General features: G+C 69.2%; 12 protein-coding genes. All 12 read left to right on the forward strand.

The annotated features are described in order from the left end of the window. The first annotated feature begins 26 nt into the window (after positions 1–26). Positions 27–638, forward strand: a complete 612-nt coding sequence (gene nuoE, locus HKK72_RS07270; protein WP_410050287.1) for an NADH-quinone oxidoreductase subunit NuoE — start codon at positions 27–29, stop codon at positions 636–638. Continuing rightward, positions 635–1,936 (forward strand): NADH-quinone oxidoreductase subunit NuoF, encoded by a 1,302-nt coding sequence (gene nuoF / locus HKK72_RS07275; RefSeq protein WP_187233477.1) that lies wholly within the window; start codon positions 635–637, stop codon positions 1,934–1,936. Before nuoE ends, nuoF begins: the two co-directional genes overlap by 4 nt. Further along, positions 1,933–4,395: an NADH-quinone oxidoreductase subunit G gene (locus tag HKK72_RS07280; RefSeq protein WP_187233478.1), complete on the forward strand. Its 2,463-nt coding sequence runs from the start codon at positions 1,933–1,935 to the stop codon at positions 4,393–4,395. The genes nuoF and HKK72_RS07280 overlap by 4 nt, the downstream gene beginning before the upstream one ends. Beyond that, positions 4,392–5,663 (forward strand): NADH-quinone oxidoreductase subunit NuoH, encoded by a 1,272-nt coding sequence (nuoH, locus tag HKK72_RS07285; RefSeq protein ID WP_187233479.1) that lies wholly within the window; start codon positions 4,392–4,394, stop codon positions 5,661–5,663. Before HKK72_RS07280 ends, nuoH begins: the two co-directional genes overlap by 4 nt. Beyond that, complete coding sequence (nuoI, locus tag HKK72_RS07290; protein WP_187233480.1) at positions 5,650–6,174, forward strand: NADH-quinone oxidoreductase subunit NuoI; 525 nt, start codon at positions 5,650–5,652, stop codon at positions 6,172–6,174. The genes nuoH and nuoI overlap by 14 nt, the downstream gene beginning before the upstream one ends. Then, a complete protein-coding gene (locus HKK72_RS07295) occupies positions 6,171–6,947 on the forward strand; it encodes an NADH-quinone oxidoreductase subunit J (RefSeq protein WP_187233481.1) in 777 nt (258 codons plus the stop codon). The genes nuoI and HKK72_RS07295 overlap by 4 nt, the downstream gene beginning before the upstream one ends. Before the next feature lie 46 nt (positions 6,948–6,993). Then, positions 6,994–7,293, forward strand: a complete 300-nt coding sequence (gene nuoK, locus HKK72_RS07300) for an NADH-quinone oxidoreductase subunit NuoK (RefSeq protein WP_187233482.1) — start codon at positions 6,994–6,996, stop codon at positions 7,291–7,293. A gap of 12 nt (positions 7,294–7,305) precedes the next feature. Further along, entirely contained in the window at positions 7,306–9,210 is a 1,905-nt protein-coding gene (gene nuoL / locus HKK72_RS07305; protein WP_187233483.1) for an NADH-quinone oxidoreductase subunit L, read from the forward strand. A 70-nt stretch (positions 9,211–9,280) separates the two neighbouring features. Then, positions 9,281–10,831 carry an NADH-quinone oxidoreductase subunit M gene (locus tag HKK72_RS07310; protein ID WP_315987126.1) on the forward strand — a complete coding sequence of 517 codons (1,551 nt, stop codon included), beginning with the start codon at positions 9,281–9,283 and terminating at the stop codon, positions 10,829–10,831. Further along, on the forward strand, positions 10,828–12,426 hold the full coding sequence (gene nuoN, locus HKK72_RS07315; RefSeq protein ID WP_187233484.1) for an NADH-quinone oxidoreductase subunit NuoN: 1,599 nt from the start codon (positions 10,828–10,830) through the stop codon (positions 12,424–12,426). The genes HKK72_RS07310 and nuoN overlap by 4 nt, the downstream gene beginning before the upstream one ends. An 8-nt stretch (positions 12,427–12,434) precedes the next feature. Then, entirely contained in the window at positions 12,435–13,430 is a 996-nt protein-coding gene (locus HKK72_RS07320) for a polyprenyl synthetase family protein (protein ID WP_187233485.1), read from the forward strand. Between the two features lie 198 nt (positions 13,431–13,628). Further along, positions 13,629–14,030 (forward strand): SAV_915 family protein, encoded by a 402-nt coding sequence (locus HKK72_RS07325; RefSeq protein ID WP_187233486.1) that lies wholly within the window; start codon positions 13,629–13,631, stop codon positions 14,028–14,030. Positions 14,031–14,138 lie beyond the last annotated feature (108 nt).

Below are 14,138 nucleotides of genomic sequence, written 5' to 3' on the forward strand. Positions count from 1 at the left end.
GCCTCGAACGCGACGCCAAGGCGATCATGGCGCGTTACCCGAAGCCCCGTTCGGCCCTGCTACCGATGCTGCACCTCGTGCAGTCGGTGGACGGCCACGTGTCCCAGGCCGGCATCGAGTTCTGCGCCGAGATGCTGGGCATCACGCCCGCCGAGGTCACCGGTGTCGCGACGTTCTACACCCAGTACCGGCGCGAACCCGCCGGTGAGTACCACGTCGGCGTGTGCATCAACACGCTGTGCGCGGTGATGGGCGGCGACGAGATCTGGAACACGCTGAGCGAGCATGTCGGGGTCGGCCACGACAAGGCCACCGAGGACGGCACGATCAGCATCGAGCGGATCGAGTGCAACGCCGCCTGCGACTTCGCCCCTGTGGTGATGGTCAACTGGGAGTTCTTCGACAACATGACCCCCGAGAAGGCCAAGGGGCTCGTCGACGACCTTCGCGCGGGCAAGGAGGTCGCGCCGACCCGGGGTGCCCACAGCGTGTGCGGCTTCAAGCAGATGTCTCGGGTGCTCGCGGGCTTCCCGGACGGGCGCGGCGGCGAGGGGGTGCAGGCCGGGCCCGAGTCCCTGCGCGGCCTCGAACTCGCCAAGAAGAAGGGCTGGAAGGCCGCCGAGGGGGAGACACAGTGACGACGACGCTGACGCCGGTTCTGACCAGAGGCTGGGACGAGGCCGACTCCTTCACCCTGGCCGGCTACCAGCGGGGCGGCGGCTACCGGGCGCTGCGCAAGGCTCTGGCCATGCCGCCGGACGACCTGGTGCAGATGGGCAAGGACTCGGGGCTGCGCGGACGCGGCGGCGCCGGATTCCCGGCCGGCATGAAGTGGGCCTTCATCCCGCAGGGCGACGGCAAGCCGCACTACCTGGTGGTCAACGCCGACGAGTCCGAGCCGGGCACGTGCAAGGACGTGCCGCTGATGATGGCCAACCCGCACGTGCTCATCGAGGGCATCGTCATCAGCTCGTACGCCATCCGCGCCAACCACGCGTTCATCTACGTGCGCGGCGAGGTGCTGCACGTGGTCCGCCGCCTGCAGGACGCGGTGCGCGAGGCCTACGAGGCCGGCTTCCTCGGCAGCGACATCCTCGGGTCCGGCTTCGACATGGAGCTGACCGTGCACGCCGGCGCGGGAGCGTACATCTGCGGCGAAGAGACCGCGCTGCTCGACTCGCTCGAGGGCTATCGGGGCCAACCTCGGCTCAAGCCTCCCTTCCCGGCCGTCGCGGGCCTTTACGCCTGTCCCACCGTTGTGAACAACGTAGAGACCATCGCCTCCGTTCCCGGGATCATCGACCGCGGCGCCGACTGGTTCGCCGACATGGGCACCGAGAAGTCCAAGGGACACGGGATCTTCTCGCTGTCCGGGCACGTGACGCGCCCCGGGCAGTACGAGGCGCCGCTCGGCATCACGCTGCGCGAACTGCTCGAGATGGCGGGCGGCGTGCGCAAGGGCCACCGGCTGAAGTTCTGGACGCCGGGCGGCTCTTCCACGCCGATCCTCACCGACGAGCACCTCGACGTGCCGCTCGACTACGAGAGCGTGGGCGCGGCCGGGTCGATGCTCGGCACCCGAGCGCTCCAGATCTTCGACGAGACCACCTGCGTCGTGCGGGCGGTGCTGCGCTGGAGCGAGTTCTACGCCCACGAGTCCTGCGGCAAGTGCACGCCGTGCCGCGAGGGCACGTTCTGGCTGAAGCAGATCGTCGCGCGACTGGAGAAGGGCGACGGCACCGAGGAGGACATCGAGCGGATCGTCGAGATCTCCAAGAACATGTTCGGCCGCTCGTTCTGCGCCCTCGGAGACTCGCTGATCAGCCCGATCGGCTCGTCGGTCAAGTACTTCCGTGACGAGTACATCCAGCACTTCGAACACGGCGGTTGTCCCTTCGATCCCGCCGCGTCCACCCTTTGGGCAGGTCAAGAGTGAGCATCGTCGCTGACAACACCCAGGTCGAGCAGCAGGAGAAGCTGGTCACCGTCACCATCGACGGCTTCGAGATCTCCGTCCCCGAGGGCACGCTGATCATCCGGGCGGCCGAGCTGCTCGGCATCCAGATCCCGCGCTTCTGCGACCACCCGCTGCTCGACCCGGTGGGAGCCTGCCGCCAGTGCCTGGTGGAGGTCCCCGACATGGGCAACGGGCGGGGCATGCCGAAGCCGCCGGCGTCCTGCACCACCACCGTGATGCCCGGCATGGTGATCAAGACGCAGCTCACCTCGCCGGTGGCCGACCAGGCCCAGCGGGGCATCATGGAGTTCCTGCTGATCAACCACCCGCTGGACTGCCCGATCTGCGACAAGGGCGGCGAGTGCCCGCTGCAGAACCAGGCGATGTCCAACGGCCAGGGTGAGACCAGGTTCCTCGAGCGCAAGCGGACCTTCCCCAAGCCGATCTCGCTGTCGTCGGAGGTCCTGCTCGACCGGGAGCGGTGCATCCAGTGCGCCCGCTGCACCCGGTTCTCCGACCAGATCGCCGGTGACGCCTTCATCGACCTGTTCGAGCGGGGGGCCAAGGAGCAGGTCGGCATCGCCGACGGCAAGCCGTTCCAGTCGTACTTCTCCGGCAACACGGTGCAGATCTGCCCGGTGGGCGCGCTCACCGGTGCGGCCTACCGCTTCCGCTCCCGCCCGTTCGACCTGGTCTCCAAGCCGAGCGTCTGCGAGCACTGCTCGGCCGGGTGCGCGCAGCGGACCGACTACCGCAGGGGCAAGGTCACCCGCCGCCTCGCCGGCGACGACCCGCAGGTCAACGAGGAGTGGAACTGCGACAAGGGCCGGTGGGCGTTCACCTACGCCACCGAGCCCGACCGGCTGACCACGCCTCTCGTCCGGAACGAGGACGGAGTGCTCGAGCCGGCCTCCTGGCCCGAGGCGCTCACCGCCGCCGCGCGCGGCCTCTCCGCCGCGAAGGGGCGAGCGGGCGTGCTGACCGGGGGCCGCCTCACCCTCGAGGACGCCTACGCGTACGCCAAGTTCGCGCGGATCGCGCTCGGCACCAACGACATCGACTTCCGCGCCCGTGCGCTCTCGGCGGAAGAGGCCGACTTCCTCGCCGCGGCCGTGGCCGGCGGCTCCATCGAGGTGTCCTACTCCGACCTGGAGAAGGCCCCGGCGGTCCTGCTCGCCGGCTTCGAGCCCGAGGAGGAGTCGCCGATCGTCTTCCTGCGGCTCCGCAAGGCCGCCCGCAAGGGCCTCAAGGCCTTCTCGATCGCCCCGTACGCCACCCGCGGCCTGGACAAGATCAGCGGCACGCTGATCAAGACCGTGCCCGGTGAGGAGTCGGCGGCGCTCGGAGCACTGATCACCGAGGCGTCGGAGACCACCGAGGCGCTCAAGGCCGAGGGCGCGGTCATCCTGGTCGGCGAGCGGCTCGCCACCAGCCCCGGCGCGCTCTCCAGCGCGATCCGGCTGGCCGAGGTCACCGGCGCGCGGCTCGGCTGGGTGCCCCGCAGGGCCGGTGAACGCGGCGCCGTCGAGGCGGGCGCGCTGCCCGGCCTGCTGCCCGTCGGCCGCCCGGTCACCGATCCCGAGGCTCGCGCCGAGGTCGCCCGCGCGTGGGCGGTGTCGGACCTGCCGGCCGCAACGGGCCGGGACACCAGCGAGATCCTGGCCGCCGCGGCGGACGAGCGGATCGACGCCCTCGTCATCGGCGGCGTGGACCCCTATGACCTCACCGACCCGCAGGCCGCGCTCGCGGCGATCGAGTCGACGCCGTTCGTGGTCAGCCTCGAGCAGCGGGTCAGCGCGGTCACCGACCGGGCCGACGTCGTGCTGCCGGTCGCCGCGGTCGCGGAGAAGTCCGGCACCTTCGTCAACTGGGAGGGCCGCGGCCGCCCGTTCGACACCGCGCTCTCGGTGCCCGGCGTCATGTCCGACCTCAAGGTGCTGAACGCGCTGGCCGGCGAGATGGACGTCCACCTCGCACTGCCCTCGCCCGAGGCGGCCCGCACCGAACTGCAGAGGCTCGGCGGCTTCCACGGCGCCCGGCCCGCGGCGCCCGGCGTGGCCGCCCGCGGGCACCTCGAGCCGCGTCCCGGCGAGGCGGTGCTCGCCACCTGGCGCCTGCTGCTCGACCGCGGCCGGTTGCAGGACGGCGAGCCGTACCTCGCGGGCACCGCCAAGACCGCCGTGGCGCGGCTGTCGGCGGCGACCGCCGCCGAGCTGGCCGGCGGCACCGGCGTGGCGGAGCAGGTCACCGTGTCGACCGGACGCGGCGAGATCACTCTGCCGGTCGAGATCACCGACATGCCCGACCGGGTGGTGTGGCTGCCGACGAACTCCACGGGCAGCGTGGTGCACCGCGACCTCGGGGTGGGCGCCGGGGCCGTCGTGCGGATCGCCGCCGCCGGTGCGAGCGGGACCGATGAGACTGGAGGTAACCCGTGAGCGGCCTGTCCGCCTTCGGGCACGATCCTTGGTGGCTGATCCTGGGCAAGGCCCTGGTGGTCTTCGTCTTCCTGCTGCTGAGCGTGCTCTTCAACGTGTGGCTGGAACGCCGGGTCATCGCGCGCATGCAGCTGCGGCCCGGCCCCAACCGCGCGGGCCCGTTCGGGCTGCTGCAGCCCCTGGCGGACGGCATCAAGGGTGCGCTGAAGGAGGACATCGTCCCGCGCACCGTCGACAAGGTGGTGTTCTTCATCGCCCCGATCCTCGCCGCCACGCCCGCGCTGCTGACCTTCGCGGTCATCCCGCTGGGCCCGGAGGTGTCGATCTTCGGCCACCGCACGCCGCTGCAGCTGACCGACCTGCCGGTCTCGGTGCTGATGACGCTGGCCGCCTCGTCGGTCGGCGTGTACGGCGTCGTGCTCGCCGGCTGGGCGTCGAGGTCGCCGTACGCGCTGCTCGGCGGGCTGCGCTCCAGCGCCCAGGTCATCTCCTACGAGATCGCGATGGGCCTGTCGTTCGTGGCGGTCTTCCTGTTCGCGGGCTCGATGTCGACCTCGCACGTCGTGGCGGCCCAGCAGGACAAGTGGTTCGCGGTGCTGCTGCTGCCCTCGTTCCTGATCTACGTGGTCACGATGATGGGCGAGTCCGGCCGGATCCCGTTCGACCTGCCCGAGGGCGAGGGCGAACTGGTCGCGGGCTACCACACCGAGTACTCGTCGCTGAAGTTCCTGCTGTTCTACCTGGCCGAGTACGTCAACATGGTGACGCTGTCGGCGATGGCGACGACCCTGTTCCTCGGCGGCTGGCGGGCCCCCGCACCGATCTCCACGGTGTGGCCCGGCGCCAACGAGGGCTGGTGGCCGATGCTGTGGTTCTTCGCCAAGCTCTTCCTGTTCATCTTCGGCTTCATCTGGGTGCGCGGCTCGCTGCCGCGAGTGCGCTACGACCAGCTGATGAAGCTCGGGTGGAAGATCCTCATGCCGTTCTCGCTCGGCTGGATCCTGCTCGTGGCGACCATCCGCGCGCTGCGCAACGAGGGCCACGACATGCCGGAACTCCTGCTGTACGGCGGGATCGCGATCGCGGTGGTCCTGGCGCTGTCGCTCGTGTGGGACACCCTCGGCCGGGGCGCGGACGAGGACGTCACCTCGGACTCGGGTGAGGCGCCCGATCCGGCGGCGGGCGGGTTCCCGGTGCCGCCGCTCGACGCGCCCCACTACCACGGCGTGACTGGAACGAACAAGGAGGTCTCCAGTGGGATTCACTGACTTCCTGAACCCGGTCAAGGGGTTCGGTGTCGCCTTCCACCAGATGTTCCAGAAGGTCGAGACCGTCCAGTACCCGGAGGTCAAGAAGCCGACGGCGCCGCGGTTCCACGGCCGGCACCAGCTGAACCGCTGGCCCGACGGGCTGGAGAAGTGCATCGGCTGCGAGCTGTGCGCGTGGGCGTGCCCCGCGGACGCGATCTACGTCGAGGGCGGCGACAACACCGAGGAGGAGCGTTACTCCCCGGGCGAGCGCTACGGCCGCGTCTACCAGATCAACTATCTGCGGTGCATTCTCTGCGGGCTCTGCATCGAGGCGTGCCCGACGCGGGCGCTGACGATGACCAACGAGTACGAGCTGGCCGACGACAGCCGAGAGAGCCTGATCTACACCAAGGAGATGCTGCTCGCGCCGCTGCGCGAGGGCATGGAGACGCCGCCGCACGCTATGCGACTCGGCGAGACCGAGGAGGACTACTACCGCCTCGGCCTCAAGGACGGTGACAACGAATGATTTTCTGGGTGCTCGCCGTCGTCTCGGTGTGCGCGGCCCTCGGCGTGGTCTTCACGCGCAAGGCCGTGTACTCCGCGATGATGCTGGCCGTCGTGATGCTGTCGCTCGCGGTGCTGTACGCCGTGCAGGACGCGCCGTTCCTGGCCTTCGTCCAGGTGATCGTCTACACGGGCGCCGTGCTGATGCTCTTCCTGTTCGTGATCATGCTCGTCGGCGTGAGCTCGACCGACTCGCTGGTCGAGACGATCCGCGCGCAGCGGCTCTGGGCGGGGATCGCCGCGGTCGGCTTCGTCGTGCTGTTGCTGGTGGGCTTCGGCAACGCCGCCCTCCCGGCCGTACGGGGGCTCAAGGCGGCCAACGCGAGCGGCAACGTCGAGGGCCTGGCCGAGCTGATCTTCTCCCGCTACGTCTTCGCCTTCGAGGTGACGAGCGCGCTGCTGATCACCGCCGCGCTCGGGGCGATGGTGCTGGCGCACCGGGAGCGCATCATCCCCAAGCCGACCCAGAAGCAGCTGTCCAAGCAGCGCTTCCTGGTGGGCGAGCACCCGACGCCGCTGCCCGGCCCGGGCACGTACGCGCGGCACAACGCGGTGGACATGCCGGCGCTCCTGCCCGACGGCACCATGTCGGACCTGTCGGTCAACCCGGTCATCGCCCGCCGCGGGCACGTCAAGCCCGAGTTCCACGCCGACCTGCACGGCGACACCGGCGAGCAGGCGGCGGAGAAGGACCTCGCCGCCGTCAAGGCCGCGACCAAGGAGAAGAACCAATGAGCGAGGCGCAGATCTTCGACCGCGCCGAAGCCGAGCGGGTGGCGAGATGAGCCCGGCGCACTACCTGGTGCTCGCGACGATCCTGTTCACGATCGGTGCCGTGGGCGTGCTGGTCCGGCGCAACGCGATCGTGGTCTTCATGTGCATCGAGCTCATGCTCAACGCCACGAACCTGGCGTTCGTCACGTTCTCGCGGATGCACGGCGAGCTCGACGGTCAGGTCATCGCGTTCTTCGTGATGGTCGTGGCCGCCGCCGAGGTCGTCGTGGGCCTCGCGATCATCATGACGATCTTCCGTAGCCGCAGGTCGTCGTCGGTCGACGACGCGAACCTGCTGAAGTACTGAGGGGCCTGACGAATGACAGCCGTGTTGACCGCCGAGGGGGTTCAGTCCCTGGCTTGGCTTCTCATCGCCTTCCCGCTCGCGGGAGCGGCGGTGCTGCTGCTGGGCGGACGCCGTACGGACAAGTGGGGTCACCTGCTCGGGTGCGCGATGTCCCTCGCGTCGTTCGCGGTCGGCGTGGCGATGTTCTTGCAGATGCTGGGCTACGGGGAGGAGGAGCGCCGACGCTCGGTGCACCTCTTCCAGTACTTCGCGGTCGGTGACTTCAAGGTCGACATGGGCCTGCTGGTCGACCCGTTGTCCATCAGCTTCGTCCTGCTGATCACCGGTGTGGGCTCGTTGATCCACATCTACTCGGTCGGCTACATGGAGCACGACACCGACCGCCGCCGGTTCTTCGCCTACCTGAACCTCTTCATCGCGGCGATGCTGCTGCTGGTGCTGGCCGACAACTACGTGGGCCTGTACATCGGGTGGGAGGGCGTCGGCCTGGCGTCGTACCTGCTCATCGGGTTCTGGCAGTTCAAGCCGACGGCGGCGACCGCGGCCAAGAAGGCCTTCGTGGTCAACCGGGTCGGCGACCTCGGGCTGTCGATCGCGATCATGCTGATGTTCGCGACATTCGGCACGGTCTCGTTCTCCGGGGTGTTCCAGAACGCGGGGGCCGCCGAGAAGGGCGTCGTCACCGCGGTCGGCCTGCTGCTCCTGCTCGGCGCCTGCGGCAAGTCCGCCCAGCTGCCGCTGCAGTCCTGGCTGCTCGACGCGATGGAGGGCCCGACGCCGGTGTCGGCCCTCATCCACGCCGCCACGATGGTCACCGCCGGGGTCTACCTGATCGTACGGTCCAACCCGATCTTCGAGCTGGCACCGACCGCGCAACTGGCGGTGACGGTCGTCGGCGCGGCCACGCTGCTGGCCGGTGCGATCATCGGTTGCGGCAAGGACGACATCAAGAAGGCACTGGCCGGCTCCACCATGTCGCAGATCGGCTACATGCACCTCGCCGCCGGCCTCGGCAAGGCCGGTTACGTCTTCGCGATCGCGCACCTCATCGCGCACGGCTTCTTCAAGGCCGGGATGTTCCTCGGCGCCGGCTCGGTGATGCACGGCATGAAGGACGCGGTGAACATGCGCCGGTACGGTGCGCTGCGCGCCGTCATGGTGACCACTTGGGCGACGTTCGGCCTCGGCTATCTGGCGATCATCGGATTCCCCGGGCTGTCCGGCTGGTTCACCAAGGACGGCATCATCGAGGCCGCCTTCGAGAAGGGCGGCACGAGCGGGGCGATACTGGGCGGCTGTGCGATCCTGGGCGCCGGCATCACCGCGTACTACATGTCGCGCGTGATGTTCATGACCTTCTACGGCGGCAAGCGATGGGACGAGGACGTCCATCCGCACGAGTCGCCGAAGGTGATGACGATCCCGTTGATGCTGCTCGCCGTCGGATCGGTGCTCATGGGCGGCTTCCTGGTGCTCGGCGGATTCTCCGAGTTCCTCGCGCCGTCCCTGCCCGCCGGGGCCGAGGAGCACCACTTCCACGCGGTCACACCCGTGGGGATCGCGACGTTCGTACTCATGATCGTCGGCGTCGGCATCGCGTGGCGGCAGTACGCCGCCCGCCCGGTGCCGCGCGAGGCGCCACGGGGGAGCCTCGTCACGGTGGCCGCCCGCAAGGACCTGTACGGCGACGCGCTCAACGAGTCGCTCGTCATGCGTCCCGGCCAGTGGCTGACCCGCCTGGCCGTCTTCTTCGACAACAAGGGCGTCGACGGAGTGGTCAACGGCCTCGCCGCCGGTATCGGCGGCACGTCGGGGCGGGTCCGCCGGCTGCAGACCGGCTTCGTCCGCTCGTACGCCCTTTCCATGTTCATCGGCGCCGCCCTGGTGGTCGGCGCCCTGCTGCTGGTGAGGATCTAGCCGTGGGCGATGTTCGCGACGCGATGATCATCAACGAGTCCGCCGGAGGGCGGCCTGAACTGGAGATGCCGTGCTGACTCTGCTCATCGCGCTGCCGGCCCTCGGGGCGCTCGGCATCACCTTGCTGCCGAGGGACCGCGACGAGCTCGCCAAGCAGGTGGCGCTCGGCGTCTCGGTCGTCGTGGCCGTGCTGACCATCGCCATGGCGCTGCGGTTCGATCCCGATGGCCCGCGCTTCCAGTTCGCCCAGAAGTACTCATGGATCAAGCAGTTCGGGGTGCACTGGGCGGTCGGCGTCGACGGCGTCGCGCTCGTGCTGATCGCGCTGTCGGTGATCCTTGTGCCGCTGGTCATCCTGGCCTCCTGGACCGACGCGGATCGGTTCGGCGGAGCGGAACTGCCGAAGACCGACCTCGACAAGTACGCGCGGCCGAGGCGTTCGGTGAAGACCTACTTCGCCCTCCTGCTCTCGCTCGAGGCGATGATGATCGGTGTCTTCGCGGCGACCGACGTCTTCCTGTTCTACGTGTTCTTCGAGGCGATGCTGATCCCGATGTACTTCATCATCGGGTCCTACGGCGGTCCGCAGCGTTCGTACGCCGCGGTGAAGTTCCTGTTGTACTCGCTGTTCGGCGGGCTGCTCATGCTCGTCGCGGTCATCGCGCTCTACGCGCAGGGGCCGGGCACGTTCATGTTCACCGAACTGGCCAAGCTGAATCTCGATCCGACCACCGCCAAGTGGCTGTTCCTCGGGTTCTTCATCGCCTTCGCGATCAAGGCGCCGCTGGTGCCCTTCCACACCTGGCTGCCCGACGCGGCGGGGCAGGCGCCGACCGGCGCGGCCGTGCTGCTCGTCGGCGTGCTCGACAAGGTGGGGACCTACGGCATGCTCCGGTTCTGCCTGGAGCTGTTCCCGTCGGCGGCCAAGTGGTTCGCCCCGGTCGTGATCACCCTCGCGGTGATCGGGATCATCTACGGCGCAGTGCTGGCGATCGGCCAGGTCGACCTCAAACGGCTCATCGCCTACACCTCGATCTCGCACTTCGGGTTCATCGCGCTGGGCATCTTCGCGATGACCTCGCAGGGGCAGTCGGGCGCCACGCTGTACATGGTGAACCACGGCTTCTCGACCGCCGCGCTGTTCCTGATCGTCGGCTTCCTGATCGTACGGCGAGGCTCCGCGCGGATCGACGCCTACGGCGGCGTGCAGAAGGTGGCGCCGATACTGGCCGGGACCTTCCTGGTGGCCGGCCTGTCCGGACTGTCGCTGCCGGGCCTGAGCTCGTTCGTCTCAGAGTTCCTGGTGCTGGTCGGCACGTTCTCGCGCTACCGCGTGCCCGCCGTGATCGCCACAGTGGGGATCATCCTCGCCGCCGTCTACATCCTGTGGATGTACCAGCGGACGATGAACGGCCCGACCGCCGAGCCGGTCAAGGGCATGAAGGATCTGTCCCACCGGGAGCTCGCGGCGCTGGCCCCCATCATCGCGATCATCGTGGCCCTCGGCTTCTACCCCAAGCCGGTCCTCGATGTGATCAACCCATCGGTGAAGCACACGATGAGCCGGGTCCAGATGCACGACCCCACGCCCAGCGTGGCTGAGAAGGGAGCACGCCCGTGAACGGGTCCGCTCTAGTGACCGCCGCTCCGGAGTTCTCGGCGCCGCACATCGAGTACGGGCAGCTCGCCCCGATGCTGCTGGTGTTCGGCGTGGCCGTCCTCGGAGTGCTGGTCGAGGCGTTCGTCGGACGCGACTGGCGGCGCGCGATCCAGGTTCCGCTCTCGTTCATCGGCCTCGGCGGAGCCCTGGCATGGACGATCTACCTCGGCGTCGACCGTGCCGCGATCGAAGGCCATGTCTTCTGGCAGCACGCCCGGAACTTCAAGGCGGCGGCCATGGGATCGGTGGCGGTCGACCCCGCCACGTACTTCCTGCAGGGCACCATCCTGGTGTTCGCGCTGGTGAGCCTGCTGCTCATCGCCGAGCGCGGCCATGACGCCTTCACGGCGCAGGCGGCCGCGGTGCCGGGCAGCGACGCCGAGCAGGAGAGCATGGCGGCGGGATCGACCCACACCGAGGTCTTCCCGCTGATGATGTTCGCGGTCGGCGGGATGCTGCTGTTCCCCGCCTCCAACGACCTGCTCACGATGTTCGTGGCCCTTGAGGTCCTGTCCCTGCCGCTGTACCTGCTCTGCGGTCTCGCCCGCCGGCGCCGTCTGCTCTCGCAAGAGGCGGCGGTGAAGTACTTCCTGCTCGGGGCGTTCTCGTCGGCGTTCTTCCTCTACGGGGTCGCGCTGCTGTACGGCTTCGCGGGCTCGGTACGGCTGTCGGACATCGCCGACGAGATCGGCAAGAACAACGGCAGCGAGCCCCTGCTGCTCGCCGGGGTGGCGCTGCTCTCGGTCGGCCTGCTGTTCAAGCTGGGCGCCGTGCCGTTCCACTCGTGGAAGCCGGACGTCTACCAGGGCGCTCCCACACCCATCACGGCGCTCATGGCCTCGTGCACGATGGTGTCGGCCTTCGGCGCGATCCTGCGGGTGTACTACGTCGGCCTGGAGAACCTGCGCTGGGACTGGCGGCCCATGATGTGGGCCGTCGCGATCATCACGATGCTCGCCGGTGCGGTCATCGCGATCACCCAGACCGATGTGAAGCGGCTGCTCGCCTACTCGTCGATCGCGCACGCCGGCTTCCTGCTGCTGGGCGTCATCGCGACCTCCAAGGCAGGCCTGTCGGCCACGTTGTTCTACCTCGCGGCGTACGGCTTCACGACGATCGGCGCGTTCGCCATCATCACCATGGTGCGTGACGCGGGCGGCGAGGCCGGGCACCTCAGCCGCTGGGCCGGGCTCGGCAAGCGGTCGCCGGCCATCGCCGGGATATTCGCGGTCTTCCTGCTGGCCTTCGCGGGCATCCCGCTGACGAGCGGCTTCACCGGCAAGTTCGCGGTGTTCCAGGCCGCCGTCCAGGGCGGCGCGACTCCGCTGGTGATCGTCGGTGTGCTGTCGTCGGCGATCGCGGCGTTCTTCTACGTCCGGGTCATCGTCGTCATGTTCTTCAGTGACCCGGAGCCCGACGCGCCCGCGGTGGTGGTCGGCCCGACCGCCGCGACAGCGGTGGCGCTCGGGTTGGCGGCTACTGTGGTACTCGGTGTGCTGCCGCAGCCGATGCTCGATTTGGCCGGGCAGGCGGCGACGCAGCTGTTCGTCCGGTAGGGGGATTTGTGAGTACTGCCGTTCCGTTCGGGCTGCCCGTCGACGATGAGCTGGCAGCGGACGTGCTGGAGCGGCTCGCCGCCGTGGAAGAGCAGTTGCTCGAGACCGCTCGCGATCAGGACCGGCTCCTGAGCGAGGCGTCGCGGCATCTGGTCGCGGCCGGCGGGAAGCGGTTCCGGCCGATGCTCGTGCTGCTGGCCTCGCACTTCGGGGATCCGGCGGCGCGCGGTGTGGTGTCGGCCGCGGTCGTCGTGGAGCTGACCCATCTGGCCACGCTCTACCACGACGACGTCATGGACGAGGCGCCGATGCGGCGCGGTCAGGTCTCGGCCAACCTGCGGTGGACCAACACCGTCGCGATCCTCACGGGCGACTACCTGTTCGCCCGTGCCTCGGACCTGCTCGCCGACCTCGGCCCGGAGGCCGTCCGGGTGCAGGCCCGGGCCTTCGCCCGGCTGGTGCGCGGCCAGATCCAGGAGACGATCGGGCCGACGCCCGACACCGACCCGCTCAAGCACTACCTCCAGGTGATGGCGGACAAGACCGCCTCGCTCATCGCGGTGTCAGGGCACTTCGGCGCGATGCTGGCCGGAGCGTCACCGCAGGTGGTCGCGACGATCACCTCGGCCTGCGAGAAGATCGGCATCGCGTTCCAGCTCTCCGACGACATCCTCGACATCGCCTCGGAGTCCGACCAGTCGGGCAAGACGCCCGGCACCGACCTGCGCGAGGGGATCCGCACCCTCCCGGTCCTGCATGTGCTGGCATCGCAGGACCCCGCCGACGAGCGGCTGCGTACGCTGCTGTCCTCGGACCTGACCGACGACCAGGCTCATGCGGAGGCCCTCGGGCTGCTGCGTGCCCACCCGGCCATGGACCAGGCCCGCGCCGACCTGCGGCAGTGGGCCGAGGACGCCCGCGCCGAGCTCCTCACACTGCCCGACGTCCCCGTCCGGGCCGCCTTCGAGGGCCTCTGCGACTTCGTGGTCTCCCGCACCGGCTGACCCATCGCCGGCCACGTCCGGCGGTGCGAAGGACGTCGGCCCGGGACCTAGACCCGGCCCCTGTCAAGAGAGCGTCAGAGGCCGCCTGAGCCGCGTAGTTATGGCGTATTTAAGCCCCTCATTTCCTATTTTTGACCCTAGCGTGAAGAGAGTCAGCCGCCTGGTGCGGCCGGGGACAGGAAATGAGGGACTCAGATCATGGAAGCATCTGCGGAGGATGTTCTCGTCGTGCCGGTACGTTCCGCCTCTGGCGGCACGCTGGCGGTGCGCACGGCACGGCTCGCGGGCGAGGGGCGGGTGGGAATCGCCTTCACGTCGGTATCGCAGCTGCGGCTGGTCCTCGGCGGCGACCAGGAATGGGTTCGCCTGCACGAGACCGCTCTGCGCCTCCTGCTGAAGCCGCTCGGAGTAGCCAAGATCCAGGTCGACCCGGCCCTGATGCTGCCGCGGATCCCGGCCGATCCGGCGGGCGTCGTACCGCCGCAGGCATGGCGTACCAAGGTGAGCGCGCCGGACCGTCGGGCCGAGCACGACGCCGGATCGCGCGACGCCTCGATGGTGGGCGTGGCCGTGGGTGCTTCGGCCGCACGCCATGGATGACCAAGGGCGCGGCGGCGAACGCTTCATCGCCCCGGAGATCACCGGGGTGCTGTGGGTCCTGGCGGCGGCCGTGCTCATCACGGTGCTCCTGACGGTCCTCTGATGTAT

This window comes from Actinomadura sp. HBU206391, from assembly GCF_014323665.1.
GTDB lineage: Bacteria > Actinomycetota > Actinomycetes > Streptosporangiales > Streptosporangiaceae > Actinomadura_C.